Origin of the sequence: Pedococcus sp., from assembly GCF_036554925.1 — a bacterium.
Classification (GTDB): Bacteria; Actinomycetota; Actinomycetes; order Actinomycetales; family Dermatophilaceae; genus Pedococcus_A.
This window is the reverse complement of sequence record NZ_DATBMI010000137.1, coordinates 1-26,279: the sequence shown is the minus strand read 5'-3', so window position 1 is coordinate 26,279 and position 26,279 is coordinate 1. Positions and strand designations below refer to the sequence as shown.

At 72.1% G+C, this 26,279-nt stretch carries 23 protein-coding genes; 15 read left to right on the top strand and 8 right to left on the bottom strand.

Translation table 11 applies throughout. The features are described from left to right. From VIB11_RS11440 to VIB11_RS11430, 3 genes are all read left to right on the top strand, one after another. Nucleotides 1-169 (top strand): response regulator transcription factor (locus tag VIB11_RS11440; RefSeq protein ID WP_332031349.1); only part of this gene is annotated, 169 nt, incomplete at its 5' end. 105 nt (nt 170-274) lie between these two features. Then, the gene (locus VIB11_RS11435; protein ID WP_332031345.1) at nt 275-1,627 is read left to right on the top strand and encodes a class II 3-deoxy-7-phosphoheptulonate synthase; all 1,353 of its coding nucleotides are present in this window, start codon (nt 275-277) and stop codon (nt 1,625-1,627) included. 7 nt (nt 1,628-1,634) lie between these two features. Further along, entirely contained in the window at nt 1,635-2,693 is a 1,059-nt protein-coding gene (locus VIB11_RS11430; RefSeq protein WP_332031343.1) for a GntG family PLP-dependent aldolase, read from the top strand. Nucleotides 2,694-2,719: 26 nt separating this feature from the next. Here VIB11_RS11430 and VIB11_RS11425 read toward each other — a convergent pair whose 3' ends face one another. From VIB11_RS11425 to VIB11_RS11415, 3 genes are all read right to left on the bottom strand, one after another. Next, nucleotides 2,720-3,640: a DMT family transporter gene (locus VIB11_RS11425; RefSeq protein ID WP_332031341.1), complete on the bottom strand. Its 921-nt coding sequence runs from the start codon at nt 3,638-3,640 to the stop codon at nt 2,720-2,722. A gap of 43 nt (nt 3,641-3,683) precedes the next feature. Then, on the bottom strand, nt 3,684-5,591 hold the full coding sequence (gene pknB, locus VIB11_RS11420) for a Stk1 family PASTA domain-containing Ser/Thr kinase (protein ID WP_332031339.1): 1,908 nt from the start codon (nt 5,589-5,591) through the stop codon (nt 3,684-3,686). Nucleotides 5,592-5,704: 113 nt separating this feature from the next. Beyond that, nucleotides 5,705-7,048 (bottom strand): LysM peptidoglycan-binding domain-containing protein, encoded by a 1,344-nt coding sequence (locus VIB11_RS11415; RefSeq protein WP_332031337.1) that lies wholly within the window; start codon nt 7,046-7,048, stop codon nt 5,705-5,707. A 267-nt stretch (nt 7,049-7,315) separates the two neighbouring features. Here VIB11_RS11415 and VIB11_RS11410 point away from each other — a divergent pair, with 267 nt between their 5' ends. Next, nucleotides 7,316-7,654, top strand: coding sequence for an Rv2175c family DNA-binding protein (locus VIB11_RS11410; RefSeq protein WP_332031347.1), 339 nt, complete (start codon nt 7,316-7,318; stop codon nt 7,652-7,654). On the opposite strand, the gene VIB11_RS11405 is transcribed toward VIB11_RS11410, so the two are convergent. After that, nucleotides 7,651-8,736 carry a polyprenyl synthetase family protein gene (locus tag VIB11_RS11405; protein WP_332031335.1) on the bottom strand — a complete coding sequence of 362 codons (1,086 nt, stop codon included), beginning with the start codon at nt 8,734-8,736 and terminating at the stop codon, nt 7,651-7,653. The genes VIB11_RS11410 and VIB11_RS11405 overlap by 4 nt on opposite strands. A 113-nt stretch (nt 8,737-8,849) precedes the next feature. On the opposite strand from VIB11_RS11405, the gene metF reads away from it, so the two are divergent. Beyond that, nucleotides 8,850-9,782, top strand: a complete 933-nt coding sequence (gene metF, locus VIB11_RS11400) for a methylenetetrahydrofolate reductase [NAD(P)H] (RefSeq protein WP_332031333.1) — start codon at nt 8,850-8,852, stop codon at nt 9,780-9,782. Between the two features lie 69 nt (nt 9,783-9,851). On the opposite strand, the gene VIB11_RS11395 is transcribed toward metF, so the two are convergent. Then, nucleotides 9,852-10,652, bottom strand: coding sequence for an HAD-IIA family hydrolase (locus tag VIB11_RS11395; protein ID WP_332031331.1), 801 nt, complete (start codon nt 10,650-10,652; stop codon nt 9,852-9,854). A gap of 93 nt (nt 10,653-10,745) precedes the next feature. Here VIB11_RS11395 and VIB11_RS11390 point away from each other — a divergent pair, with 93 nt between their 5' ends. After that, on the top strand, nt 10,746-11,126 hold the full coding sequence (locus VIB11_RS11390; protein ID WP_332031330.1) for a VOC family protein: 381 nt from the start codon (nt 10,746-10,748) through the stop codon (nt 11,124-11,126). 144 nt (nt 11,127-11,270) lie between these two features. Here the strand turns inward: VIB11_RS11390 and VIB11_RS11385 are convergent, their stop codons facing one another. Next, nucleotides 11,271-11,831 (bottom strand): YbaK/EbsC family protein, encoded by a 561-nt coding sequence (locus VIB11_RS11385; protein ID WP_332031328.1) that lies wholly within the window; start codon nt 11,829-11,831, stop codon nt 11,271-11,273. Nucleotides 11,832-12,107: 276 nt separating this feature from the next. Between VIB11_RS11385 and VIB11_RS11380 the strand changes: the two genes are divergently transcribed. From VIB11_RS11380 to VIB11_RS11355, 6 genes are all read left to right on the top strand, one after another. Next, nucleotides 12,108-12,488, top strand: coding sequence for a DUF6504 family protein (locus VIB11_RS11380; protein WP_332031326.1), 381 nt, complete (start codon nt 12,108-12,110; stop codon nt 12,486-12,488). 49 nt (nt 12,489-12,537) lie between these two features. Continuing rightward, nucleotides 12,538-12,972, top strand: coding sequence for an SAV_6107 family HEPN domain-containing protein (locus VIB11_RS11375; RefSeq protein ID WP_332031324.1), 435 nt, complete (start codon nt 12,538-12,540; stop codon nt 12,970-12,972). After that, a complete protein-coding gene (locus tag VIB11_RS11370; RefSeq protein WP_332031322.1) occupies nt 12,963-17,015 on the top strand; it encodes a DNA polymerase III subunit alpha in 4,053 nt (1,350 codons plus the stop codon). Before VIB11_RS11375 ends, VIB11_RS11370 begins: the two co-directional genes overlap by 10 nt. 66 nt (nt 17,016-17,081) lie before the next feature. Further along, a complete protein-coding gene (locus tag VIB11_RS11365; protein WP_332031320.1) occupies nt 17,082-17,858 on the top strand; it encodes a methyltransferase domain-containing protein in 777 nt (258 codons plus the stop codon). Between the two features lie 42 nt (nt 17,859-17,900). After that, nucleotides 17,901-19,157: a DNA polymerase IV gene (gene dinB, locus VIB11_RS11360; RefSeq protein WP_332031318.1), complete on the top strand. Its 1,257-nt coding sequence runs from the start codon at nt 17,901-17,903 to the stop codon at nt 19,155-19,157. Between the two features lie 112 nt (nt 19,158-19,269). Further along, nucleotides 19,270-19,686: a DUF3040 domain-containing protein gene (locus tag VIB11_RS11355; RefSeq protein WP_332031316.1), complete on the top strand. Its 417-nt coding sequence runs from the start codon at nt 19,270-19,272 to the stop codon at nt 19,684-19,686. 51 nt (nt 19,687-19,737) lie between these two features. Here VIB11_RS11355 and VIB11_RS11350 read toward each other — a convergent pair whose 3' ends face one another. Both VIB11_RS11350 and VIB11_RS11345 read right to left on the bottom strand, forming a co-directional pair. Next, entirely contained in the window at nt 19,738-20,220 is a 483-nt protein-coding gene (locus VIB11_RS11350) for a DUF456 domain-containing protein (protein WP_332031314.1), read from the bottom strand. A gap of 14 nt (nt 20,221-20,234) precedes the next feature. Beyond that, on the bottom strand, nt 20,235-20,456 hold the full coding sequence (locus VIB11_RS11345; RefSeq protein WP_332031312.1) for a DUF7455 domain-containing protein: 222 nt from the start codon (nt 20,454-20,456) through the stop codon (nt 20,235-20,237). Between the two features lie 427 nt (nt 20,457-20,883). Here VIB11_RS11345 and VIB11_RS11340 point away from each other — a divergent pair, with 427 nt between their 5' ends. The 3 genes from VIB11_RS11340 to VIB11_RS11330 all read left to right on the top strand — a co-directional run bounded on the left by VIB11_RS11340 (nt 20,884) and on the right by VIB11_RS11330 (nt 26,225). Then, complete coding sequence (locus VIB11_RS11340) at nt 20,884-23,043, top strand: DNA topoisomerase IV subunit B (RefSeq protein WP_332031310.1); 2,160 nt, start codon at nt 20,884-20,886, stop codon at nt 23,041-23,043. A gap of 141 nt (nt 23,044-23,184) precedes the next feature. Beyond that, the gene (locus VIB11_RS11335) at nt 23,185-24,621 is read left to right on the top strand and encodes an APC family permease (RefSeq protein WP_332031308.1); all 1,437 of its coding nucleotides are present in this window, start codon (nt 23,185-23,187) and stop codon (nt 24,619-24,621) included. Nucleotides 24,622-24,902: 281 nt separating this feature from the next. Then, nucleotides 24,903-26,225, top strand: coding sequence for an ABC transporter substrate-binding protein (locus VIB11_RS11330; RefSeq protein WP_332031306.1), 1,323 nt, complete (start codon nt 24,903-24,905; stop codon nt 26,223-26,225). Nucleotides 26,226-26,279: the final 54 nt, after the last annotated feature.

Sequence of the window (26,279 nt, the reverse complement as noted above, 5' to 3'; positions counted from 1 at the left end):
GCTGGTGGCCACCGGCATGTCCTACAAGGACATCGCGGCCGAGCTGTTCATCTCGCACCGCACGGTGCAGAACCACGTGCAGAACACGCTGGGCAAGCTGCAGCTGCACAACCGCGTCGAGCTGGTGCGGTTCGCCTTCGCGCGGGGGCTGGAGACCCCAGGCGCCTGACCCGGCGCCGCGATAGCGAACGCACGGGTGAGGGTTCCCGGGAGGGGCGTTCCCGGCATACGGGCCCGTCGGTCCGCACCCGCAGGGGGCACCTATCCTTGACGGGTGAGCACGACGCACCCCTCCGACGCCCTCGCCAGCCTCGCGGCCGGCGCCGACCTGCCCGCTGCCCAGCAGCCGGAGTGGCCGGACGCCGAGCGGCTTGCCGACGCGATCGCGACGCTGGCCTCGTATCCACCGCTGGTCTTCGCCGGGGAGTGCGACGTGCTGCGCAGCCGGATGGCCGCCGCGGCGAGGGGCGAGGCGTTCGTGCTCCAGGGTGGTGACTGCGCCGAGACCTTCGCCAGCGCGACCGCCGACAACATCCGCGACCGCGTCAAGACGATCCTCCAGATGGCCGCCGTGCTGACCTACGGCGCGTCCGTGCCGGTGGTCAAGGTCGGCCGGATGGCCGGGCAGTACGCCAAGCCGCGCTCGAGCGGGAACGAGACCCGCGAGGACGTGACCCTGCCGGCGTACCGCGGCGACATGGTCAACGACTTCGAGTTCACCGCCGACGCGCGCACGCCCGACCCGCAGCGGCTGGTGCGGGCCTACCACGCGAGCACCGCGACGCTGAACCTCGTGCGCGCGTTCACGCAGGGTGGCTTCGCCGACCTGCGCCACGTCCACGACTGGAACCGCGGCTTCGTGGCCAACGCCGCCAACTCCCGCTACGAGCGGCTGGCCCGCGACATCGACAAGGCGATGCGGTTCATGCTGGCCTGCGGCGCGGACTTCGAGGCGATGAAGACCACCGAGTTCTTCTCCGCGCACGAGGCCCTCTTGCTCGACTACGAGCGGCCGCTGACCCGCGTCGACAGCCGCACCGGCGACCTCTACGACACCTCCGGCCACTTCATCTGGGTGGGAGAGCGCACCCGCGACCTCGGCGGCGCGCACGTCGACTTCGTGAGCCGAGTCCGCAACCCCATCGGCGTGAAGCTGTCGGCGAAGGCCGAGATCGACGACGTGCTGCGCCTGATCGACAAGGTCGACCCCCACCGCGAGCCGGGTCGCCTGACCTTCATCACCCGGATGGGCGCCCAGACGGTCCGCGAGGCCCTGCCCGGCCTCGTCGAGAAGGTCACCGCGTCGGGCGCGCTGGTGACCTGGATCTGCGACCCCATGCACGGCAACACCTTCGAGTCCGCGAGCGGCTACAAGACCCGCGACTTCGAGGACGTCGTCGAGGAGGTGCGCGGGTTCTTCGAGGTGCACCAGGGCCTCGGCACGGTGCCGGGCGGCATCCACGTCGAGCTGACGGGCAACGACGTGACCGAGTGCATCGGCGGCTCCGAGCGGATCCTCGACGCCGACCTCAACAAGCGGTACGAGAGCGTGTGCGACCCCCGGCTCAACCACCAGCAGAGCCTGGAGCTGGCGTTCCTCGTCGCCGAGATGCTCTCGCGGGACTGACCGGCCGATGACCGCGCCCGGGCCGGACGTCGACCTGCTCTCCGACACCCTCACCCGCCCCACCGAGGGCATGCGCCAGGCGATGGCGCGCGCCGAGGTCGGCGACGACGTGTTCGGCGAGGACCCCACCGTCCGCGAGCTCGAGGAGCGGGTGGCCGGGCTGCTCGGCCACGAGGACGCGCTCTTCACCCCGACCGGCTCGATGGCCAACCAGCTCGGGATCCGGCTGCACGTCGGCCCGGGTGAGGAGCTCATCGCCGACTCGCTCGCGCACGTGCTGCGTGCCGAGATGGGTGCGGCAGCCGTGCTGTCCGGCATCACCTCGCGCTCGTGGGTCGCCGAGCGTGGGCTCCTCGACGCCGCACAGCCGCTGGCGCTCATGTCCGTGGGTGCGGGTGCCTACCAGGTCGGCACGAGGCTGGTCGTCGTCGAGAACACCCACAACTTCGGTGGCGGCACCGTCCAGCCGCTCGACCAGATCGAGGCCCTGCGCCAGGGCACGCGTGGGGCCGGGGTCGCGATGCACCTCGACGGCGCGCGGCTCTGGAACGCCCACGTGGCGACCGGCCTCCCGCTCGAGGAGTACGGCCGCCGGTTCGACACCGTCAGCGTGTGCCTGAGCAAGGGGCTCGGCGCGCCGGTCGGATCGGTGCTGGCCGGGTCCGCCGCGCAGATGGGCGAGGCACGCATCTGGCGCAAGCGGTTCGGCGGCGGCATGCGCCAGGTCGGCATCCTCGCCGCGGCGGGGATCTGGGCGCTGGACCACCACGTGGAACGGCTCGCCGACGACCATGCCCGCGCCCGGCGGTTCGCCGAGGCGGCCGCCTCCGCCCACGCGGGCACCGTGGACCCCGAGCGGGTGCAGACCAACATCGTGGTGCTCGACGTGGCGGCGGCCGGGTGGTCCCCGGCGGAGTTCACCGCCGCGGCCGGGCAGCGCGGCATCCGGCTGTATGCCGTGTCCGGCACCTCCGTGCGCCTGGTCTGGCACCTCGACGTCGATGACGCCGGGACGGACCGTGCCGTCGCGGAGCTCGCGCCCCTGCTGGCCAAGGGCCCCGACTAGCGCCAGAGAGGCAGGGCCCCTGGGGCCTACACCTCGTGGTGGAGGAGCTCGGCCGGCGGGTCCTCCTCGGCCGAGACCACCGGGGTGCGCCGGCCGAGCAGCTCGACGAGGTACATGGCGGCCAGCACCAGAGCGCCGCCGAGCAGCATCCGAGCCGTGAGGACCTCGCCACCGAGCAGCACCGCGAACAGCGCGGCGAAGACCGGCTCGAGGGTCATGACGATGGCGGCCCGGGTCGCCGTGAGGTGCGACTGCGCCCACGTCTGCGCCCAGAGCGCCACGGCACCCGCGATGAGGGCCATGTAGACGAGCGAGGCCCACTGGCCCCCGTCCGCGGGCAGGGTCACCCCGTCCGGCACGGCACCGGCGGCGCACACGACCGCGATGACGCCGGCCTGCACCGTGGCAAGGCCGGTGGCGGTGTGGGGCTGGCTGAACCGGCCGAGGCCGATGATGTGCAGCGCGTACAGCGCCGCGGACCCCAGGGTCAGCGCCTCGCCGTAGCCGATCGACAGCCCGCGCAGCGAGAGGATCGCGAGCCCGGCCGTGGCGAGGCCGACGGCGAGCCAGGTGGACCCGGCGATGCGGTCCCGGAAGAGGGCGGCGGCGAAGAGCGGGGTGAGGACGACGTAGGTGCCGGTGACGAAGCCGGACACGGAGGCGTCGGTGTGGGCCAGCCCGACCGTCTGCAGCAGCTGGGCGCCCCCGTAGAGGACGCCCAGCCCGACCCCGGTCACGACGTCCTGGCGGGACAGCGCCAGGGTCTGGCGGCGGAACACGATGCCCATCGCCACCGCGGCGATGGCGAAGCGCACCGCGAGGAAGTCTGCCGGCGGAACGTGCTCGACGAGGTCCCGGATGAGGAAGAAGGTCGACCCCCAGACGGCGGTGACCGTGACGAGCAGCAGGGTCGCCAGGCGGCTGGAGCTCAGGGTGGTCTGTGGCATGGGCGGTCCGGGTGTCGCGGGCGTCGCCGCGGCGGTCTCCGGGTCAGACGACGACCAGGGTGACGACGCTGCCCTTGGGTGCCTCGGCGTCCGCGGCGGGGCTCTGGGTGCGGACGGTGCCGAAGATGCCGCCCATGAAGTTCTCGACCTTCACCGTGAACCCGGCAGCCTCCAGGATCGTGCGGGCCTCGGCCACCTGCTTGCCCTGCACGTTCGGAACCTTGACCATCTCGGGGCCCTTGGAGACGACGAGGACCACCTTGTCGCCGCGGAAGAGGGTGCCGCTGGCCGGGGTCTGGGACATCACGCTGCCCTTGGGCACGCTGGTGCTGAACTCCTGCTTCGTCGCGTCGACGGTGAGCCCCGCGTCGGTGAGCGCGGCCACCGCCTGGTCGGCGGGCTGGCCGGTGAAGTCGGTGACCGGAATGGGCTGGCGGCCCTTGCTGAGGACGATGTTGACGGCCGCCCCTCGCTTGAGCTGGGTGCCCGCCTTCGGCGTCGTCGAGACGATCTGGCCGGCGGGGACCTTCTCGTCGAACGCCTCCGACGACGAGCCGAGGGCGAGCCGTGCCTCCTTGAGCCGCTCCTCGGCCTCGGCGCGGGTCCGGCCGACGAGGTTGGGCACGGCATACCGCTCCGGTCCCTTGGACACGGTGAGGGTCACCGTGGTGCTGCGACCGACCTCGGCCCCCGCGCCGGGGTTCGCGGAGATGACGGCTCCCTTGGCCACGCTCTCGTCGAAGGCGTCGACGCGCTTGGCGCTCAGGTGGGCAGTCGTCAGCTGGCGCTCGGCCTGCTCGTAGGTCTTGCCCACGACGGCCGGCACCGTCGTGGGGGAGCCGGGGCCCATCACGAAGTACCACGCGGCGAGGGCGGCCACCAGCAGCAGGCCGAGGGCGGCCAGCGCCCACTTCCACGAGGCCGGCCAGGGCCGGCGATCACCGCGGTCGCGGCGGCTCTCCACGGCCTTCCCGGGGGCTGACACGGGCACCACGGCGCGGTCGGCCACGGGGAGGGCGGTGGTCTGGGCGACGGCCACGGTGCTGGCGCCCTCGTCGTCCTCGGCGGTGCTGCCCTCGGGGCGGCGGTCGAGCTCGGCGGGGGTCAGCTGGGCGTGCGAGGCCCGCACCTGGGCGAGGAAGGCGTCAGCGTCCGCGGGCCGCTGGTCGGGGTCCCGGGCGGTGGCCAGGGCCACGAGGGAGTCGAGCTCGGTGGGCACGGACGGGACGCGGGACGACGGGGCCGGCACCGAGCCATGGACGTGCTGGTAGGCGACGTGGATGGGGGTGTCGCCGGTGAAGGCCTTGGTGCCGGTGAGCATCTCGAAGAGGATGAGGCCCGCGGCATACACGTCGCTGCGCGCGTCGGCGATGCCCCGCTCGACCTGTTCGGGCGAGAGGTAGGCGACGGTGCCGAGCAGCATGCCGGTCTGGCTGGTCACGGTCTGCGTGGTCACGGCGCGGGCCAGGCCGAAGTCGGCGACCTTGACCGTGCCGTCCTCGCGGAGGATGACGTTCTCCGGCTTGACGTCGCGGTGGATGATCCCGGCGCGGTGCGCGGCCGCCAGCGCCTGCAGCACCGGCTCGAGGATGTCGAGGGCGGCCCGGGGGGTGAGCGGCCCCTCGGCCTGCATGACCTCGCGCAGGGTCTGCCCTGGGACGTACTCCATGGCGAGGAACATGCTGCCGTCGTCCTCGCCCTGGTCGAACACGGCGACGACGTTCGGGTGCGAGAGCCGCGCGGCCGAGCGCGCCTCGCGGCGGAACCGGCTGACGAAGGTGTCGTCCGAGGCGAGCCCGGGGCGCATGACCTTGAGGGCAACCTCACGCTCGAGGCGGGTGTCGAGGGCGAGGTACACGGTGGCCATGCCGCCGTCCGCAATGTGCGAGAGGACGCGGTACCGCCCGTCGAGCACACGCCCGACGAGGGACTCGGTCACACCTGAAGACACCCGCAAAGTCTACGTACCTCCCGGGCAGAACCCTGACATCAGCCCCGCCCGGGGAGCCGCGCGCCGGGCGTGTGCTGCCCGATCGTTACCTGAACCGCACCCGGAGCGACCCCTCACATGCGGGCGCGGTGGGCCTTGATGCTGGCGACGTAGCGCTTGGTGTCGGCGTACATGCCGTTCTTCTGGACCGAGTAGAGCCCCTGGTAGTACCCCGCGATGGCCTGGTCGAGGTTCTTCGCCGAGCGGGTGAGGGAGCGCAGGATCACGACGCCGGCGGTGATGTTGTCCCGGGTGTTGAGCAGGTTCAGGCGGCGGCCCACCATGTCCGAGGCCCACTGGCCGGAGGACGGGATGACCTGCATGGCGCCGATCGCGTTGGCGACCGAGACCTGGCGCTGGTTCCAGCCCGACTCCTGCCAGCTGACGGCGAGCGCGAGGCGGGGGTCGACGCCATGGCGGCGGGCGGTGGCCACGATCAGCGCCCGGGTCTGGGCGCGGCTCGGGACCGACACCGACCTCAGGTGGGCGCGGTTGCGCGCGGCAGCGGCCACTACGGAGCTGGGGTAGGTGCGGCCCTCGAAGGTGTTGCTGCTGAAGCGGACGGCGCTGCGGCGCACCGGGATGCTCAGGCGCTGGCCGACGTACACGAGGTGGGCGTTGCGCAGCCGGCTCGCCTTCATGATCGCGGCCTGCGTGGTGCCGAAGCGGACCGCGATGGCGCTCAGGGTGTCGCCGGAGCGGACGGTGTAGGCGCGCCGGGTGACGGCGGGCGCCGACGACCTGGAGGACGAGGCCGTGCCCCGGATCCTCAGCACCTGACCGGGGTGGATGGTGCTGCGCATCGACAGCCGGTTCATCGACAGCAGGCTCGGCAGGGGCGTGCGGGTCCGCAGCGCGATGGCCCCGAGCGTGTCGCCGGAGCGCACCCGGTAGCGCGCGGTGGGGCGGGCTGCCGTCGTCCTGCGCGCCGGTGCGGCGGCCTGGGCGCGGCCGCCGGGCACGCGCAGGCGCTGGCCCACGTAGATGGTCGAGGTCAGGCGCAGGCGGTTGGCCTTGAGGAGCGAGGCGAGGGAGACGCCGCGCCTGGCGGCGATGCCGCCGAGCGTGTCGCCGGAGCGGACGACGTGGGTGGACCGGGCGATCGCGGCGGCGCGCGCCTTGGCCGCCCGCACCTTCGCCGCGCGAGCGGCTGCGGCGGCGGCGCGGGCCATCGCGGCGGTCCGGGGGACCTGGAGGCGCTGGCCGATCTGGAGGAGGTGGCCGTGGTTGCGCAGCCGGTTGCGGCTGATGAGCACCCCTTCGGAGGTGCGGTGGCGCAGCGCGATGGCGCCCAGGGTGTCGCCGGGGCGCACCGCGTAGGTCGTCCAGCCGTAGGGGGCCGGCTTGCTCTTCTGCACGATCGCCGTCTGGGGTGTCGCCGCCGGCGTGGCCGGGAGGTGGGCGAGAACCGGAGACATAGGGGAGTCCTTTCAGCGCGACCCCCGTCGGGCGCGGCCCGCCGGGCTGTGAGGCTCATGTGATCGATGTGAATCTTGTGACCCGTGTGAAGGTACACCACTGGCGCGCACGCCATATTGACTTACATCGATGTAATTTGCTTTGGCGCCCGCCACTGGCACTCTGGGGCGGTGAACGAGACCGCTCCTCAGGAGCCCGAGAACAACGCCTCCGACCCCTCCGCCTCCGATGCCGCCAGGGCCGACGTCGAGACCACCCTCGAGAGCCTGGTCGGTGAGTGGCTGACCGTTCCGGAGGTGGCGGAGCGCCTCGGGCTCAGGCTCTCCGACGTGCGCCGGCTCATCGAGGACCGCGAGCTGCTCGCCGCCCGGATCGGGGAGCGCCGGGTCGTGAAGGTCCCCGCGAAGTTCGTCGACGAGCGCGCGATGCCGCACCTCCGGGGCACCTTCACCGTGCTCGGCGACGGCGGCATGAACGACGAGGAGATCCTGCGCTGGCTGTTCACCCCCGACGCCACGCTGCCCGTGCCGGGCGCGCCGGTCGACGCCCTCACCGCGGGCTTCAAGACCGAGGTGCGCCGACGGGCGATGGAGCAGGCCTTCTAGGACGAGCGGGCGGTGGAGAAGTCGATGAGCTGGTCGAGCACCGACGTGGGCTCGGTCGCCAGCCCGGTCGTCGACTTCAGCGCGAGCCGGGCCGAGTCGGCGAGGGCGCCGATCTCGGCCTCCACGGCGTCGACCGCACCGGAGGCGGTGATGACCTCGCGCAGCCGCTCCACGCCCAGCTCGTCGAGGTCGGGTCGGCCGAGGTCGGCCCCCACCAGCCGGCGGCCGGCGTCGTCGGTGCCCTCGAGGGTGTGGGCGATGAGGACCGTGCGCTTGCCCTCGCGCAGGTCGTCGCCGGCCGGCTTGCCCGTCGACGCCGGGTCGCCGAAGACACCGAGCAGGTCGTCGCGCAGCTGGAACGCGTGGCCGAGGTCGAGGCCGTAGCGCGAGAGCGAGGCGAGGTCCTCCTCGCTGGCGCCGCCGGCCGAGGCGCCGATGAGGAGCGGGTGCTCGATGGTGTACTTGGCGCTCTTGAAGCGGATCACCCGGCGGGCCCGCTCGATCCGCTCGGCGGTCCCGAGCCCCTCCCAGGACCGCGCGGACTCCACGACGTCCAGGAACTGCCCGCCCATGAGCTGGGTGCGCATCCGGTCGAACACCGGCCGGGCCCGCTGGAGGTGCTCGGGGGGCAGGCCGGAGGTGGAGTAGAGCTCCTCGGTCCAGTTGAGGCAGAGGTTGCCCGCCAGGATCGCCCCGGCCAGCCCGAACCGGTCGGCGTCGCCGGCCCAGGCCTCCGCGCTGTGCCGGGCGGCGAGGGCCCGGTGCGCGGCGGGCAGGCCGCGCCGGGTGTCGCTGTCGTCCATGACGTCGTCGTGGATCAGGGCCGCGGCCTGGAAGAACTCCATGGCGGTGGCCAGCCGGACGAGCCCGGGGGAGTCGGGCTGGCCGGTGGCGCGGTACCCCCAGTACAGGAACGCCGCCCGCAGGCGCTTGCCGCCCGAGAGGAGCGAGCGCACGGCGGCCAGCAGATCCTGGGCGTCGGGACCGACCTCCGCCAACACCTCGGACTGGGCCGCGAGCTCGGCATCGACGCACTCCTGCACACGCGCGCGCAGGTGCGCAGCATCGAGCGGGTGGGGCACAGTGCCTCCTCGTGCGGTGGGGGCCCGTCGAGCGGTGTCCGGTGCGTGCCCGGGCGGTCTCAGGATGTGTAGTGCCGAGCCTAACGCGAGCGGTGCTGCACTACGCTCGCCGCATGGCTCTGGGGCAGTCCTCGACGCAGCGGAGGCCGGAGCACATCACCCGGTCGATCCCGCGGATGCTCGCTGCCCAGGGACCCTCGATCAGCTTCGAGTTCTTCCCTCCGAAGGACGACGCCTCGGAGGCTGTGCTCTGGCAGGCGATCCGGCGGCTGGAGCGGGTGCGGCCGAGCTTCGTGTCCGTCACCTACGGCGCCGGGGGCACCACCCAGGACCGCACGGTCCGGGTGACCGAGCGCATCGCCCGGGAGACCACCCTCACCCCGCTCGCCCACCTCACCTGCGTCAACGCGTCCGTCGCCGAGCTGCGCCAGGTGGTGGGCCAGTATGCCGCGGCGGGAGTCCGCAGCATCCTCGCCCTCCGGGGGGACCCGCCGGGCAACGTCGGCGGCGAGTGGGTGCCCCACCCCGAGGGCCTGGACCACGCCGAGGACCTCGTCACACTGGTGCGGGGCCTGGGCGACTTCACCGTGGGGGTGGCCGCCTTCCCGGACGTCCACCCCGAGTCGCCGAGCCTCGAGCACGACGTCGACGTGCTGGTGCGCAAGCACGCCGCCGGTGCGTCGTTCGCGATCACCCAGATGGTGTTCGACGCCGACTCCTACCTGCGCCTGCGCGACGCCGTCGCAGCGCGGTGCGACCTGCCCATCACGCCCGGGCTGATGCCGGTCACGAACGTCAGGCAGATCGCGCGGATGTCCCAGCTCATGGGCACCCCGCTCCCGCCCCCGGTCGTCACCCGGCTGGAGGCCGTGGCCGACGATCCGGAGGCCGTGCGCGCCGTGGGCGTCGAGATCGCGACCGAGCTGTCGAGCCGGATGCTCTCCGAGGGTGCGCCGGGCCTGCACTTCATCACCATGAACCGCTCGACGGCGACCCTCGAGGTCTACCAGAACCTGGACCTCGCCGCCGCTGCCCCGCGACCCTGACGGCCCTGCCGCGGCCCACGCCGCGGCATACACCGGGGCACCGACCCGGCACGGGTGGCAGTGCCCGGGTCAGGGAACGGGCTGCAGCTGGTCGACCAGGGGCGCCACGTCGGCGATCGAGTCGACCACCCGGGTCGCCTGGTACGGGAACCGCTCGACCTGCTCGCGTCGGGTGGACCCGGTCAGCACGAGGATCGTGCGCAGCCCGGCCTCGAGGCCGCTGATGATGTCGGTGTCCATGCGGTCGCCGACCATCACCGTGGACTCCGAGTGGGCATCGAGGCGGTTGAGGGCGCTGCGCATCATCAGCGGGTTGGGCTTGCCGATGTAGTAGGGCTGGTGGCCGGTCGCGGCGCTGATGAGCGCAGCCACCGAGCCGGTGGCCGGCAGGGTGCCCTGCTGGCTGGGGCCGCTGACGTCCGGGTTGGTCGCGATGAACCTCGCGCCGCCCTCGATGAGCCGGATCGCCTTGGTGATCGCCTCGAAGGAGTAGGTGCGGGTCTCTCCCAGGACGACGTACTCGGGGTCGCGCTCGGTCATGGTGTAGCCGATGTCGTGCAGCGCGGTCGTCAGCCCTGCCTCGCCGACGACGTAGGCAGACCCGCCGGGCCGCTGGTCGTCGAGGAACTTCGCGGTGGCCAGGGCAGACGTCCAGATCGCGGACTCCGGGACGTCGATCCCGCTGGCGCGCAGCCTCGCCCGCAGGTCGCGCGGCGTGTAGATCGAGTTGTTCGTGAGGACGAGGAAGCGGCGGCCGGAGGCCACGAGGGCGGTGATGAAGTCGCTGGCACCGGGGATCGCGGTGTCCTCGTGGACGAGCACGCCGTCCATGTCGGTGAGCCAGCACTCGACCGGCCTGGGTGTCGTCATGGGCCCCATTGTGCATGGCCGGCGTAGTCACTTTGGGGGAGCGCCACGGGCTGGGCCGAGCGCAGTCTGGAGGCGTCGAGAAGGAGGTTCCCCATGTCCCTTGCCACGTGCCCCATCGCCACGATGCTGCCGGTCACGGACACCGATCGCGCCAAGGACTTCTACGCGAACACGCTGGGCCTGCCGTTCGAGGGCAGCGACCCCATGGGCGAGCTGCTCTTCGGTCTGGGCGGTGGCGCCACGCTCGTGCTGCTGCCGCGCGAGGCGGGGACCCAGTCCGCGAGCACGGCCATGAGCTGGAAGGTCGACGACCTCGAGGCCGAGATCGCCGAGCTCGAGGGCCGCGGCGTCGTCTTCGAGGACTACGACCTGCCGGACCTGAAGACGGTGAACCACATCGCCGAGACCGATGGCGTACGGGCGGCCTGGTTCCTCGACCCGGACGGCAACGTCCTCTGCGTGCACACCCGCTGACACCCGCGGGCTGACACCCGCGGGCTGACGCCTGCGGGCTGACGCCTGCGGGCTGAGGGCTGAGGGCTACGGGCTGCGGCAGGGGTGTGCCGTCGCTCAGCTGCCCCGCGCGTGGCGAGGGTCTCTCGCGTGTGCCGTCGCCGCTCAGGCCACCTCGATGGCGTGCCCGGCGGTCACCCTGAGGAGCTCTTCGTATGTCGTGCGGTAGACGACGTGGGTGTGGCCGGCGGCGGCCCAGACGTGTGGGTAGCGGCTGAGGGACACGTCGACGACAGTGCGGATCGGTCCGATGTGGCCGACGGGAGCGACACCGCCGATGGCGAACCCCGTTGTGCTGAGCACGAAATCGGCGTCAGCGCGGTCGATGTGGTCGATGTCGTCGATGAGGTCGGCGACCTTGACGAGGTCGACCCGGTGCGCGCCGGAGGTGAGGACCAGCAGGGGGGTGATGGCGCCGTCGGCCTCGTGTGCGCGGAAGACGAGGGAGTTGGCGATCTCGGCGGGGGTGATGCCCAGGGCCCGCGCCGCCGCGGCAGCGGTGCGTACGGCGTCGGGGAGGATGACCACCTCGGGGGTGATGTGCTGGACGGCGAGGGCCGCGAGGACACGCTGGACGGCCGGGTGGCTGAGGGTGTCGTCGCCGGACTCGGCCGGTGTGCCCGGGGTGGGCGGCGTGGCCGGGGTGGTCGGGGGGTGGCCGTCCATGACCGGAGCCTAGTGACCCCCGGGTGGGGTCGCTCGCGTTTCGGCTCGTGAGAGGTGTTCCCCGCAACGCCTTGACGGGCTGTCCGAGGGTCGGTGTACATTCATCTCATCGAACACATGTTCGAACAGATGGTCCGGCCGCCAGTGCCCCACACTGCGGTCCCCGGGTTCCCGGGGCAGGTCCATCGGTGCGGCTCTGGCCCTGTGGCAGGCGCCTCGACCCCGCCTGCCACGGCCAGAGCGCACCATCCCCGACACCTGTGGAAGGAGCCTGCCGTGGTGCGCCGATACGAAGAGCCCATCGAGGTCCGGTCCGCCGGGCAGGCTCGAGAGGCGGGAGCCGCCGACGCGCCAGGTGCCCCGGACGCCTTCGTCTGGCGCGGCCGGCTCTACGTCGTGCGCGAGGTGCTCGAGCACTGGCAGGAGCGACGACCCTGGTGGCGCGACGCGCTCGAGACCGTGGCCTCAGGCACGGAGGCTGGCGACCCTCCCGCCGGTGGTGGAGCCGAGCCGTCGGGCGTCGTCCTCGCCGGCGCCCGCGAGCGGCAGGTGTGGCGGGTCGAGGCCAGCGCTGGTCGGATGGCCGGCACCGGGGTCTACGACCTCGGCGCCGACCTCTCACCGTGCCAGTGGCGCCTGCTGCGGGTCGCGGACTGAGGCGGCGGCGATGACACCACGAGCACCAGCACGCGGCGGGGCGCCGTCCGTGGGCAGCGGTGCGACGGCGGCCTCGACCCTGGAGCTCATCGAGCGCTCCCGGGCGAGCCTGCTCGAGGCATGCCACAGCCGAGCGGTCGCCGAGCGCTACCTGCAGTCCCGGCTCGCGGCGATGCGGGCCGCGGCCGCCTTGGTCTCCGCCCGGGCTGCCACGGCAGGGGTGCCCGGCCCGCACAGCCTCTGGGCGCTCCTGCCGTCGGTGGCCCCCGAGCTGACCGAGTGGGCCGAGTTCTTCGAGGCCACCGGGCCACGCCACGACCCACAGGGCACGGTCCTGGGTGGCGGTGCGACCGCGGTGACCGCGCGCGAGGCCGACGACCTGCTCCGGCAGGCGGAGACCTTCGTCGACCTGGTCTGCCGCTCGCTCGGCCTGCCGGCCTCCCCGCCGCACGGCAACGTGCTCGTCCCGACGGCATGGGCGTGAGCGGTGACTTCGCCCACCTGCACGTCGCCTCGGGGTTCTCGATGCGCTACGGCACATCCACTCCGGCGGCGCTGGTGGAGCGTGCCGCCCAGCACGGCCAGCCCATCCTGGCCCTGACCGACCGCGACGGCCTCTACGGCGCGGTCCGGTTCGTCCAGGCCGCCACTGCGGCGGGCATCGCCCCTGTCCTCGGGGTCGACCTCGCCGTTGGCCCCGAGCCCGTCCCCGGGGGCGGTCCCCGCCTGTGGGGTCCGGTTCCGTCGCGGAGCGGGGCGGGAACCGAGCGGTCGCGCACCCCCGTGCGTGGTGGCGCCGACCGTGATCCCCGGCATCCCCGGGTCACGGTGCTCGCCCGCGGCCGCGAGGCAGGGGTGCCGGCCGGGGTCGGCTGGGCGTCGCTGTGCCGGCTGGTCACCGACACCCACCTGCGCGGGGAGCGAGGCCAGCCGGTCAGCACCCCGTTGACCATTGCCGGGCGCTGCCTGGTCGGCGACGGCGGTGCAGGTGGTGCAGGTACCGGCGGCGAGGGTCGCGGCGGCACGAGGGCGAGCGGCACGAGGGCGAGCGGCACGAGGGCGAGCGGCGCGCCGGCCAGCCCGCTCGTCGTGCTGCTCGGGCCCGACTCCGACGTCGGCCGAGCGTTGCTGGCCAAGCGCCCTGACCGGGCCCGCGCGCTGCTGGCCGGCTGGCGGCGGCTGCTGCCCCGCGACGCCCTGGCCATCGAGGTGGTCTGCCACGGCGGTCCCGAGGGCACTCCTGCCTCCCGCGGCCACGCCGCCCGCCTGCTCGGGCTGGCCGACGAGAGCGGGCTGCCGGCGGTGCTGACCGCCGCCGTGCGCCACGTCGATCCGGGGGAGAGCGCCGTCGTCGACGTCCTCGACGCGGCGCGCCGGCTCGTCCTGCTCGACACCCGCCATCTCGACCGCGTCACCGACGCCGCCCACCTCGCCAGTACCCCTGCCATGCACGCCGTCGCCCTGGCCGTCACCTCCGGAGACCGGGCTCGGGCCGATGCCCTGCTCGCCTCGACCCTGGCCATGGCCCTGGCGTGTGCCCAGGACCCTCGTCGCGACCTCGGCATCGGGGCGGTCCACCTGCCCGAGCCGGCAGCGCTCGCCATCGCCCCCGGGACCCACCCGCAGTCTGTGCTGGAAGAGCGCTGCCGTGCCGCTGTCCCCACCCGGTACCCCACCGCCGGTGAACGGGAGCGGCATACCGTCGAGACCCGGCTCGGCGAGGAGCTCAAGGTCATCGCCGAGCTCGGCTACCCGACGTACTTCCTCACCGTGGCCGCCGTCGTCGACCTCATCCGCGACATGGGGGTGCGGGTGGCCGCGCGGGGCTCGGGTGCCGGGTCGCTGGTCAACTACCTGCTCGGCATCAGCGGGGTCGACCCGATCCGCTACGACCTGCTCATGGAGCGGTTCTGCTCCCCGCTGCGGGCCGAGCTTCCGGACATCGACATCGACGTCGAGTCGGCCCGGCGCACCGAGGTCTACGAGCGCGTCCTCGAGCGGTTCGGCGGCCACCGGGTCACCTGCGTCTCGATGATGGACACCTACAAGGTGCGTCACGCGGTGCGCGACGTGGGCGCCGCGCTCGGACTGCCACCCCAGGAGATCGACGAGATCGCCAAGGCCTTCCCGCACATCCGCGCCCGGGACGCCCGCAGTGCCATCGCCGAGCTGCCCGAGCTGCGCAGCCGGGGGCTCGGCAGCCCCCGCCTGCGGCTGCTGTTCGACCTCGTCGAGCGCCTCGACGGCCTGCCGCGCCACATCGCGCTGCACCCCTGCGGGGTGGTGCTCTCCAACACCGGGCTGCTCGACCGGACCCCGGTCGAGGCGAGCTGGCTGGGCTTCCCGATGAGCCAGTTCGACAAGGACGACGTCGAGACCCTCGGCCTGCTCAAGCTCGACGTCCTCGGCATCCGCATGCAGTCCGCGATGGCCCATGCCGTCGCGGAGGTCGGCAGGGTCGACGAGGTCGAGGTCGACCTCGACGACCAGGCCCAGGTGCCGCTCGACGACGAGGCCACCTTCCGGCTGATCCGCTCCACCCACACCCTGGGCTGCTTCCAGATCGAGAGCCCCGGGCAGCGCGAGCTCATCGGCAAGTTCGGCCCGGAGCGTTTCGAGGACCTCATCATCGACATCTCGCTGTTCCGCCCCGGGCCGGTGAAGTCCGACATGATCACCCCGTTCCTCGAGGCCCGCCACGGCTGGAAGGACACCGAGTACCTCCACCCCACGCTGGTGCCGGCCCTCGAGGAGACCGCCGGCGTGGTCGTCTTCCACGAGCAGGTCCTCAAGATCGTCGCCGAGACCACCGGCGTCACCCTCGCCCAGGCCGACGAGGTGCGCCGGGCCATGGGCACCCCCAAGGGCCAGGAGGAGGTCGAGGCCTGGTGGCGGCCCGCCGCGACGGCCCGGGGCTACGCGCCGGCCGACGTCGAGCGCATCTGGCAGGTGCTGAAGTCCTTCGCCTCGTTCGGGTTCTGCAAGGCCCATGCCGCGGCGTTCGCCCTCCCCACGTACCACTCGGCCTGGCTGAAGACCCACCACCCGGCCGCGTTCCTCGCCGGGGTGCTGACCCACGACCCGGGGATGTACCCCAAGCGCCTCATCCTCGACGACGCCCGCAGCCTCGGCATCGCCGTGCTCGGGCTCGACGTCAACGCCTCCTCCGGCACCTACCGGGTCGAGCGGGTCGAGCGCTGGGGGGAGCCACCGCCGCGGAGCCCCGCGCAGAGCGCGTGGACCCCACTGGACCAGACCGAGTCGCGCAGCGCCCCTGCGCACCCCGACCTGCCCGACGCGCGCGACTACGGCATCCGGCTCTCGCTCGCCGACGTCAAGGGCATCAGCGAGGCCGAGGTGGCGCGCATCGTGGCGGGCCAGCCCTACTTCAGCCTCGCCGACTTCTGGAACCGCGCCCACGTCTCGCGGCCCGTGGCCGAGCGACTCGTCCTCGCGGGCGGGTTCGACTCCCTCTACGGCATGGGCGGCGGCCTCACCGGTCTCGGGCGGCGAGGCCGGGTGACCCGCCGCGACCTGCTGCTGCACGTCGCCGAGCTGGACCGGTGGTCGCGCTCCGTCGCGAGGTCGAGCCGGCGGGTCAGCCCGCGCCGAGGGACGGACGGGCCGACTGGAAGCGGGCCGGCGGGCGGCGTGCGGGCGGGCAGCGGGCCCGGAGCAGGCGGCATACCCGGCCTGGACGTGCGCGGCCGCGCCGCTGCCCAGTCGCAGGCCGCGCGGCCGGTGGCGGCGGAGCAGCCCACCCAGCTCGCACTCGACCTCGGCGACAGCCCCGAGCTGACGGCCGGCACCGGTCTGCCGGAGATGACCGGGCCGGAGCGGGTGCGCGCCGAGCTCGACATCCTCGGCCTCGACGCCAGCGCCCACGTCATCGAGTTCTACGCGCCGATGCTGCGGGCCCTCGGCGTGACCCGCAGCGCGGACCTGCTGAAGGCCCGCAGCCGCTCCACGGTCTGGGCCGGAGGGGTGAAGGTGGCCACCCAGACCCCGCCGGTCCGCTCGGGGCGCCGGGTGGTCTTCCTGACCTTGGACGACTCGACCGGCCCGGTGGACGCGACGTTCTTCGAGGACGTCCAGGGCCCCTACGCCGAGGTGGTGTTCCACTCGTGGATGCTGCTGGTCCGCGGGGTGGTGCGCCGCACCGGGCCACGGGGCATCTCCCTGCGCGCGACCGGTGCCTGGGAGCTCTCCCGACTCTGGGACGCCTGGGCCGCGGGCGGGCTCGAGGCCGTCCTCGCCACCATCGAGCGCGACGAGGCCGCCGCGCGGGCCAACGCCGAGGCAGCGGAGGTGGCTGCCGCGGCGGAGCGCGAGGCGCAGGGGCGGCGGCAGGGTCGCAGGGTGCTGCTGCATGCCTCGGGGTTCCGCCAGTCGCCGTATGCCGACACCCGTCCCGCCGGCGGGGACGTCCGCGACGCGCACCGGCTCGGTCAGGGGTCGACCGTGCCCGACGGGGGAGCCCCGCCGCGCAAGCTGTGGCACTCCAGCCCCGGAAGCTCGGGGCACTAGGGTGGGAGCCGTTCTGCGCCGGCGGCACCCGCAGGCCGCCCTGACCCACCGACGAAGGAGCCGGCAGTGGCCGACGAGCATCGACGCGGACGGCGCGGCGGCACCCCGACCTCGCTGCGCACCGCGGCCGTGTGGGCCTCCGTGCACGCCCTCGCCGTCGAGCGCCAGCGCGAGCTCGACCGCCCCCTGCGCGTCCTCGACCTCGGTGGCGGCACCGGCGGCCTGGCCGTTCCGCTGGCCGAGCAGGGCTACCACGTCACCGTCGTCGACCCCAGCCCCGATGCGCTCGCGTCGCTGTCCCGTCGCAGCACCGAGTCCGGTGTCGCTGACCGGGTCACCGCGGTCCAGGGCGATGCCGACACCCTCGGCGAGGCGCTCGACCAGGAACCGGTGGACCTCGTGTGCTGCCACGGCACCCTCGAGGTCGTCGACGACCCGCAGGCCACCCTCTCCGCGCTCGCGGCCGTGCTCGCCCCCGGCGGGTACCTCAGCCTGGTCGCCGCCCAGAGGCTCGCCGTGGTGCTGGCCCGGGTCCTCGCCGGCCAGTTCGCCCAGGCCCACGAGGCACTGGTCAGCCCGGACGGCCGCTGGGGCGCCGGCGACCCGTTGCCGCGCCGCTTCGACTCCGACCACCTGCGCGAGATGGTGGCGTCCTCGGGCCTCACCGTGCGCGACTGCCACGGGGTGCGGCTCTTCAGCGACCTCGTGCCGTCGGCGCTCGTCGACTCCGAGCACGACCGTGCAGCCCTGCTGCGCCTCGAGGAGGAGGCCAGCAGGCACCCCGACTTCCCGTTTCTCGGCCAGCTCGGTGCTGCCCTGCACATCCTCGCCCGCCGCGGCTGAGCCCGGAGGCCGCGCCGGCACCCCCACACCGGGGGGCCGGCGATGAGCCGACGCCAGTTCGCCCTGCCGGAGCGCACCTCCGACGGCCCGCCGGACGACACCGGCTGCACGATCCTGCACGTCGACATGGACGCCTTCTACGCGTCGGCGACCCTGCTCAGCCACCCCGAGCTCGTCGGTTCCCCGGTCATCATCGGAGGCGGCAACCGCGGGGTCGTGCTGTCGGCCACCTACGAGGCGCGCCGGTTCGGGGTGGCCTCGGCCATGCCGATGGCCCGGGCGCGCCGGCTCTGCCCGCAGGCCACCGTGCTCCCGCCGGACCACCGCCTCTACAGCCGGATCTCCGACGCCGTGATGGCCACCTTCGCCTCGATCACGCCTGCCGTGGAGCCGCTGTCCCTCGACGAGGCCTTCCTCGACGTCGCGGGCGCCCTGCGGCGGCTCGGCTCCCCGGCGACCATCGGCCAGCTGATCCGCGACACCGTCGCCGACGAGCAGGGGATCACCTGCTCGGTCGGCGTCGCCCCCACCAAGTTCGTCGCCAAGCTCGCCTCCGGGCTCGCCAAGCCCGACGGCATGGTCGTCGTGCCGCGCGCCGAGGTCGTCAGCTTCGTCCAGCAGCTCCCGGTCGGCGCGCTGTGGGGGGTCGGAGACCGCACCGAGGAGACCCTGCTCCGGCTGGGTCTGCGCACGGTCGCCGACATCGCGCACACCCCCGAGGCCACCCTGAGGCGTGCCCTGGGGGAGGCCGCCGGCTCCCACCTGCACGACCTCGCCTGGGGTCGCGACCCCCGCGGCGTGGAGCCGGTGCGCCGCGAGCGCAGCATCGGCTCCGACTCGACCTTCGAGCACGACGTCGACGACCCGGCCCACATCCACCGGCAGCTCCTCAAGCTGAGTGACCGCACCGCGGCGAGGGTCCGGGCCGCCGGGCTGATGGGTCGGACGGTCTCGATCAAGGTGCGCTTCTCCGACTTCACGACGATCACCCGGTCCAAGACCCTGCGCGATCCCACCGACATCAGCCGCGACATCTACGACACCGCCCGCGGCCTCTACGACGCCCTGGGCCTGCAGCGCGCCCGCATCCGACTGGTCGGCGTGCGGGTCGAGCAGCTCGTCGACAGCGACGGCGCTCCCCTCCAGGGAACCCTCGACGAACCCGATCACGGGTGGCGCGACGCCGACCGCGCGGTCGACCGGGCGAGCGCCCGATTCGGCGCCGGGAGCGTGCGTCCAGCCAGCCTGATCGATGATCGGCGAACGGGTTTCCGTTCCTCGCGGGGAGACCTATCCTGATCCTGACGCAAGGCTGCTGACCGGCGACGAAGGCGGTTCATCCGCAGGAGACGATTCGGCCCGCTCGAGCGTTTGAGACGATGGCACCGCAGGCAACACCCGGGAGGTCACCGTGCCGCTGTCAGAGCACGAACAGCAGCTGCTCGAGCAGATGGAGCAGGCGCTGTACGCCGAGGACCCCAAGTTCGCGTCGCAGATGCAGGGGGCCGGCGCCCGCGCGGCAGCTCGCCGTCGCGTCATCATCGGCGCCGTGGGAGTCCTCGTCGGCCTCGCCCTCGTGCTCGTCGGCACCATGACCACCATGTGGGTCGGCGCCGTCGGATTCGCCGTCATCGTGGCCGCGGTCGTCTTCGCCGTCACCCCGCCCCGCCGGGGGAAGGCAGCCCTCGGCATGGTCCAGCCGGACGGCCGGGTGCGCCGCCCCGCTGGTGGCCCCAAGCCCAAGGGCAAGGCCGGACGGGCAGGGAGCAGTGAGTCGTTCATGCAGCGCCTCGAGCACCGCTGGGACCGCCGCCGCGACCAGTACTGACCGCGACCGCCTCGCTCCACCGCGACCGCCCCGCTCCACCGCCGAGGGTGGTCAGGTCGTGAGCACCACGCCGACGACCCACGTCGTCGCGATCGCGAGCCCGGCGATGAGCTCGATGCCGATGCTGAGGAAGACCGCCTTCAGGGCGGTCTTCGTCGATGCCCAAGCCGTGGCCGCGTCGCGCGACCGCCCGTGCTCCACGAGGTAGATCCCGAGGACGAAGCCCGCCGGGCCGCCGACCACGGGGACGACGAAGAAACCGACCACGCCCAGGCCGACGGCCAGGACCAGCGTGGAGGTCCGCACCCCCGCCCGGCGCATACGCCGGCCCGGGATGAGGTACTGGAGCGCGACGCCGGCGGCGTAGAAGGCGGCACAGAGCGCCAGCAGCCACCACGCCAAGGGGGTGGAGACCTGCCAGGCCCACAGCAGCACGGCACCGAGGACCAGAAGGAGGCCGGGGAGGACCGGCACGACGATGCCGATGAGCCCGACCACCATGAGCAGGCCGGGGAGCCAGACCTCCGTAGCCATCGAGGTGGGCGCGCCTACCGCTCGTCGTCGGGAGCGAGGGCCGGCGTCTCGTGCAGGCGGTCGGACTCGTCGTGGATCTCGGCGTGCTCGCGCAGCTTGGGCAGGTGCTCGCGGCCGTGGTGGGCACAGAACAGGAGCTCTCCGCCGGCGTAAAGGCGGGCGCGCACGTAGGCCTGGGCGCCGCAGCGGTCGCAGCGGTCGGCCGCGGTCAGGAGGGGTGCCAGTGCAGTGGTCACGTCAGCCTTCTCTCGTCAGTGGGCCCGCGGTGGTGCGTGCGGACCCGTACCTCTCTCGACGTCTTACTCTTTCGTTGACGTCCAACGCCCGGTAGGGGTGAACGGCCCCCGTCGAGTGGGCCACCCTTCCCGGCGCTGGTAGCAACAGTCAAGCACGGTCAAACCTTCCCACCGCGCATTGGCCCACGATGTGGGTCACCTCATGTCGGGCCTGTTCGGGTGAGGCGCCCGGCCCGAACAGGTGATCGGCAGGTGGGTGGTCCGCCGCGACCGGGTGACGACCGTGGTTCGGTGCCGCGCCGCCCCCGGTTTGGCCCGACCACCGCCCGTGTGCCGCGTGCCTGCGCAGCGCTGTCGTGCGGCCGGGATAGCCTGCCGGGGACCGGGCAGCGACCCGGCCCGCAGGAGCACAGCAGAAGGGACCCACGTGGCCACCGCCACCGCAACCGCCACCACCGCCAAGAAGGCCGCGACGACCAAGTCGTCCTCCGACTACAGCGCCCACCACCTGCAGGTCCTCGAGGGTCTCGAGGCTGTCCGCAAGCGGCCCGGCATGTACATCGGCTCGACCGACAGCCGCGGTCTCATGCACTGCCTGTGGGAGATCATCGACAACTCCGTCGACGAGGCCCTCGCCGGCGTCTGCGACCGCATCGAGGTGGTCCTCTTCGGCGACGGCTCGGTCGAGGTCCGTGACAACGGCCGCGGGATCCCCGTCGACATCGAGCCCCGCACCGGCCTGACCGGTGTCGAGGTGGTGTTCACCAAGCTGCACGCCGGTGGCAAGTTCGGTGGCGGCTCCTACACCGCCTCCGGCGGCCTCCACGGTGTCGGTGCCTCGGTGGTCAACGCCCTGTCCTCGCGCCTCGACGTCGAGGTCGACCGCGGCGGCAAGACCTACGCCATGAGCTTCCGCAGGGGCGAGCCCGGCTACTTCCCCGACGTGGCGACCGGGGAGAAGGCGCCCGACCACGAGTTCACCCCCTACGAGCGCTCGAGCGAGCTCGCCGTCGTCGGCAAGGCGAAGCGCGGCGTCACGGGCACCCGCGTGCGCTACTGGGCCGACCACCAGATCTTCCTCAAGGACGCGCGGTTCGACTACGACCAGCTGGTCTCCCGAGCGCGCCAGACGAGCTTCCTCGTCCCTGGCCTGACCCTGGTGATCCGCGACGAGCGGGGCCTGCCAGGCACGCCGGGGGCGGAGGGGCCGCACGAGGAGACCTTCGTCCACGACGGTGGCATCAGCGAGTTCGCGGAGTTCCTGGCGACCGACCCCGCGGTCACCGACGTCTGGCGCCTGCAGGGCACCGGCACCTTCACCGAGACGGTCCCCGTCCTCGACGCCAAGGGCCACATGACGCCCACCGAGGTCGAGCGCGAGTGCGGCGTCGACATCGCCGTCCGGTGGGGCACCGGCTACGACGCGAAGGTCAGCTCGTTCGTCAACATCATCGCCACCCCCAAGGGCGGCACCCACGTGACGGGCTTCGAGCAGGCGCTGCTCAAGGTGTTCCGCAAGCAGCTCGAGGTCAACTCCCGCCGCTTGAAGGTCGGCGGCGACAAGCCGGAGAAGGACGACGTCCTCGCGGGCCTGACCGCCGTGGTGACCGTCCGCCTCGCCGAGCCGCAGTTCGAGGGCCAGACCAAGGAGGTCCTCGGCACCAACGCCGTCCGCGCGATCGTCGCCAAGGTCGTGGAGCAGGAGCTCACCGCGATGCTCACCTCGACCAAGCGTGGGGAGAAGGCCCAGGCCGCCCTGCTCCTCGAGAAGGTCGTCGCGGAGATGAAGTCGCGCATCAGCGCGCGGCTGCACAAGGAGACCCAGCGCCGCAAGAACGCCCTGGAGACCTCCTCCCTGCCGGCGAAGCTCGCCGACTGCCGCAGCAGCGAGGTCGAGAGGTCCGAGCTGTTCATCGTCGAGGGCGACAGCGCCCTCGGCACCGCCAAGCTCGCGCGCTCCAGCGACTACCAGGCCCTCCTGCCCATCCGCGGCAAGATCCTGAACGTCCAGAAGGCCTCCGTGGCCGACATGCTCAAGAACGCCGAGTGCGCGGCCATCATCCAGGTGATCGGGGCGGGCTCGGGTCGCTCGTTCGACCTCGAGGCGGCCCGCTACGGCAAGGTCATCATCATGACCGACGCCGATGTCGACGGCGCCCACATCCGCACCCTGCTGCTCACCCTGTTCTTCCGCTACATGCGCCCGCTGGTCGAGGCAGGGCGGGTCTACGCCGCGGTGCCACCACTGCACCGCATCGAGGTCGTCAACCCCGGCGCCAAGAAGAACGAGCTCATCTACACCTACTCCGAGGTTGAGATGCGCAAGACGATGGCGTCCCTGACCAAGCGCGGCAAGAGCGTCAAGCAGCCGCTGCAGCGCTACAAGGGCCTCGGCGAGATGGACGCCGACCAGCTCGCCGAGACGACCATGGACCCGCGCCACCGCACGCTCCGCCGCGTCACGCTCAAGGACGCCGAGATCGCCGAGCGCATGTTCGACCTGCTGATGGGCAACGACGTCGGCCCGCGCAAGGACTTCATCATCGAGTCCGCCGCCGAGCTCGACCGCGAGCGCATCGACGCCTGACGCCGGGCCCACCCCGGCAGCGGTGCCGTGTGCCGCGTGGCTCACCACGCGGCATACGGCACTGTCGTTGCCGCCATGGGGCAATTGCGCCACTGTTGACCCCAGGCTGGGACAGTGACGTCACCACACAGGAGGTCCGCGATGAGCTCGACGGCGCAGGTTGACACGGGGGAGGAGCAGACCGAGCTGCGGCGGGTCATGGGCCCCAAGCTGCTGCTGCTGTTCATCGTGGGGGACATCCTCGGCACGGGCGTCTACGCCCTGACCGGTGAGGTGGCGGCCGAGGTCGGGGGCGCGGCCTGGGTGCCGTTCCTCGTCGCCTTCGGGATCGCCATGGTGACCGCGTTCTCCTACCTCGAGCTCGTCACGAAGTACCCCCAGGCGGCAGGGGCGGCGCTGTACACGCACAAGGCGTTCGGCGTGCACTTCCTGACCTTCATCGTCGCGTTCACGGTGATGTGCTCGGGGATCACCAGCGCCTCGACCGCCTCCCGGGCGTTCGCGTCCAACCTCGCGAAGGGCTTCGGGCTCGACGCTGAGAACACCACGCTGATCACCGTGCTGGCGCTGTCGTTCATGGCGCTGGTCGCGGCGGTCAACCTGCGTGGCGTCAGCGAGTCCGTCAAGGCGAACATCGTCCTCACCTGCGTCGAGCTCTCCGGTCTGCTGCTCGTCATCTTCGTCGGCTTCTACGCACTGGCCGCCGGCAAGACCGACTTCTCTCAGACGATGGTCTTCGACAGCCCGAGCGACAAGTCCGCCTTTCTCGCCGTGACGGCGGCGACCTCCTTGGCGTTCTTCGCGATGGTCGGCTTCGAGGACTCGGTGAACATGGCCGAGGAGACCCACGACCCGGTGCGCAACTTCCCCAAGATGATGATCAGCGGCATCGGCATCACCGGGATCATCTACATCCTGGTGGCGCTGTTCGCCGTCGCGATCGTGCCCGTGGGGGTGCTGGGGGACAGCGAAACCCCGCTGGTCACGGTCGTCGAGACGGCCGCCCCCGGGGTGCCGATCGACACGCTCCTGCCCTTCATCTCGATGTTCGCCGTCGCGAACTCCGCGTTGATCAACATGCTGATGGCCAGCCGGCTGCTCTACGGCATGGCCCGCCAGGAGGTCCTCCCGCCGTTCCTGGGCCGAGTGCACCGCACCCGCCAGACCCCGTATGCCGCGATCCTCTTCACCACCGCCATCGCCTTCGGCCTCATCTGGGTCGTGACCAACCGCACCGGCGAGGTGATCAGCGCGCTCGGCGGGACCACGGCGCTGCTGCTGCTCGGCGTCTTCAGCATCGTCAACGTCTGCGTCCTGGTGCTGCGCAAGGACGTCAAGGAACGGAGCCACTTCGTGACGCCGACGGCGCTGCCGGTCGTCGGGGCGGTCCTGTGCCTCTACTTCGTGACCCCGTTCACCGGCCGCGACACGATCCAGTACCAGATCGCCGGGTGGCTGCTCGTCGTCGGTGTGGTGCTGTGGGCGATCACGTGGTTCGCCAACCGTGCGATCCGCGGCAAGAAGACCTACATGCGCCACCCCGAGGACATCTCGGAGCGCGAGGGCGGCGTCAACTAGACAATCCATCGCATTTCAGCGCGCGGGAAATCCGTTGGCCCGTCAGGCTATTGCCGCGCACCACAAAGGTCACACAATAGTCACGACACCGTGTTACGTGGTGCGGATCACAACGGCGCGGTGTTGCATTACCCCTGCGACACCGCGCCGCGACAACTGAAGACAGTGTCACTCTCGGGCCGGCAGCAGGCGGGCAGCGCGCCGCCGGCACCGTCAAGGCCCGGCCGCGCACCAGCGCGCGGGGGCATGCCACGGAGGATCGAGAACCTAGGAGTTCCCAGATGATCTCACCCAGGACCACCCGGACCGCCCTCGTCACCGTCGCGGTGGCCGGGCTCACCTCAGCATGTCTGTCGAGCGGCTCGGACTCAGGTGGTGACAGCGGAGGCGCCCAGTCGGCCAAGAAGGAAATCGAGATCATGTTCGGTTTCGGCGGCGACCAGACCCAGGGCTTCAAGGACTCCCTCGACCCCTTCGCGAAGGCCAACGGCCTGACCATCAAGTACACCCAGTCGGACTCCTTCGACACGCTGATCCGCACCCGCGTCGCCGGCAACGACCTGCCCGACATCGCGCTCTTCCCGCAGCCGGGCCTGCTGAAGGACATCCAGAAGAGCGGCAAGATGGCGGCCCTGGACGACCAGCTCGACATGGCGAAGCTGCAGGGCAGCATCGTGCCGGGCTTCCTGGACGCCGCCAAGGTCGACGGCAAGACCTACGGCGTCCCTGTCTCCATGAACATCAAGAGCCTGCTCTTCTACAACAAGAAGACGTTCGAGGCGAAGGGGTACACCCAGCCGAAGACGCTCGACGAGCTGTTGGCCCTGACCCAGAAGATCAAGGCGGACGGAACGGCGCCGTTCTGTGTCGGCTACGAGTCCGGCGGCGCCACCGGGTGGGTCGGCACCGACTGGATCGAGGACCTCGTCCTCAAGGGGCTCGGCCCCGACAAGTACGACCAGTGGGTCAAGAACGAGCTCAAGTTCGACAGCCCCGAGATCAAGTCGGTCTTCGAGACGTTCGAGAAGCTCGTCCTCGCCGAGGGCCAGACCTACGGCGGACGGAAGTCGATCGTCTCGACCGCGTTCCAGACCGCGGCCAACCCGATGTTCGACAACCCGCCGAAGTGCTTCCTGCACCACCAGGGCAACTTCGTCACCCAGAAGGGCTTCCTGCCCGATGCCATCTGGAACGAGCTCGACGCGAACGTCGGCGTCTTTCCGATGCCCAAGGGCCAGTTCGACACCGTCCTCGGCGGTGGCGACCTTGCGGCCATGTTCACCAAGAACGACACCAACGTCCTCAAGGTGATGAAGGAGATGACCGAGAACCCGAAGTTCGGCGAGGTCTGGGCAGGACCCGGCGACCGCGGCTTCCTCTCGCCCCACAAGGACTTCGACACCTCGAAGTACGGTACCGAGGTCACGAGGAGCATCGCCCAGTTCGCCTACACGGCCTCGGGCATCCGCTTCGACGGCTCCGACGCCATGCCGGGTGCCGTGGGCGCAGGGTCCTTCTGGAAGGGCATGGTCGCCTTCACCTCCGGGCAGCAGGACGTCGACGCGACGCTCAAGAGCATCGACGAGAGCTGGCCCACCAGCTGACCCTCCGAGGCCAGGCACAATTTCATGACCGTCGTGGGGTGACCGGCTCGTCCG

What these genes read in the sequence shown, in the direction of transcription:
- VIB11_RS11430 (WP_332031343.1), top strand. Translation starts at nt 1,635, where the DNA reads ATGACCGCGCCCGGGCCGGACGTCGACCTGCTCTCCGACACCCTCACC.
- VIB11_RS11425 (WP_332031341.1), bottom strand. Translation starts at nt 3,640, where the DNA reads ATGCCACAGACCACCCTGAGCTCCAGCCGCCTGGCGACCCTGCTGCTC.
- VIB11_RS11415 (WP_332031337.1), bottom strand. Translation starts at nt 7,048, where the DNA reads ATGTCTCCGGTTCTCGCCCACCTCCCGGCCACGCCGGCGGCGACACCC.
- metF (WP_332031333.1), top strand. Translation starts at nt 8,850, where the DNA reads ATGGCTCTGGGGCAGTCCTCGACGCAGCGGAGGCCGGAGCACATCACC.
- VIB11_RS11395 (WP_332031331.1), bottom strand. Translation starts at nt 10,652, where the DNA reads ATGACGACACCCAGGCCGGTCGAGTGCTGGCTCACCGACATGGACGGC.
- VIB11_RS11390 (WP_332031330.1), top strand. Translation starts at nt 10,746, where the DNA reads ATGTCCCTTGCCACGTGCCCCATCGCCACGATGCTGCCGGTCACGGAC.
- VIB11_RS11385 (WP_332031328.1), bottom strand. Translation starts at nt 11,831, where the DNA reads ATGGACGGCCACCCCCCGACCACCCCGGCCACGCCGCCCACCCCGGGC.
- VIB11_RS11370 (WP_332031322.1), top strand. Translation starts at nt 12,963, where the DNA reads ATGGGCGTGAGCGGTGACTTCGCCCACCTGCACGTCGCCTCGGGGTTC.
- dinB (WP_332031318.1), top strand. Translation starts at nt 17,901, where the DNA reads ATGAGCCGACGCCAGTTCGCCCTGCCGGAGCGCACCTCCGACGGCCCG.
- VIB11_RS11350 (WP_332031314.1), bottom strand. Translation starts at nt 20,220, where the DNA reads ATGGCTACGGAGGTCTGGCTCCCCGGCCTGCTCATGGTGGTCGGGCTC.
- VIB11_RS11335 (WP_332031308.1), top strand. Translation starts at nt 23,185, where the DNA reads ATGAGCTCGACGGCGCAGGTTGACACGGGGGAGGAGCAGACCGAGCTG.
- VIB11_RS11330 (WP_332031306.1), top strand. Translation starts at nt 24,903, where the DNA reads ATGATCTCACCCAGGACCACCCGGACCGCCCTCGTCACCGTCGCGGTG.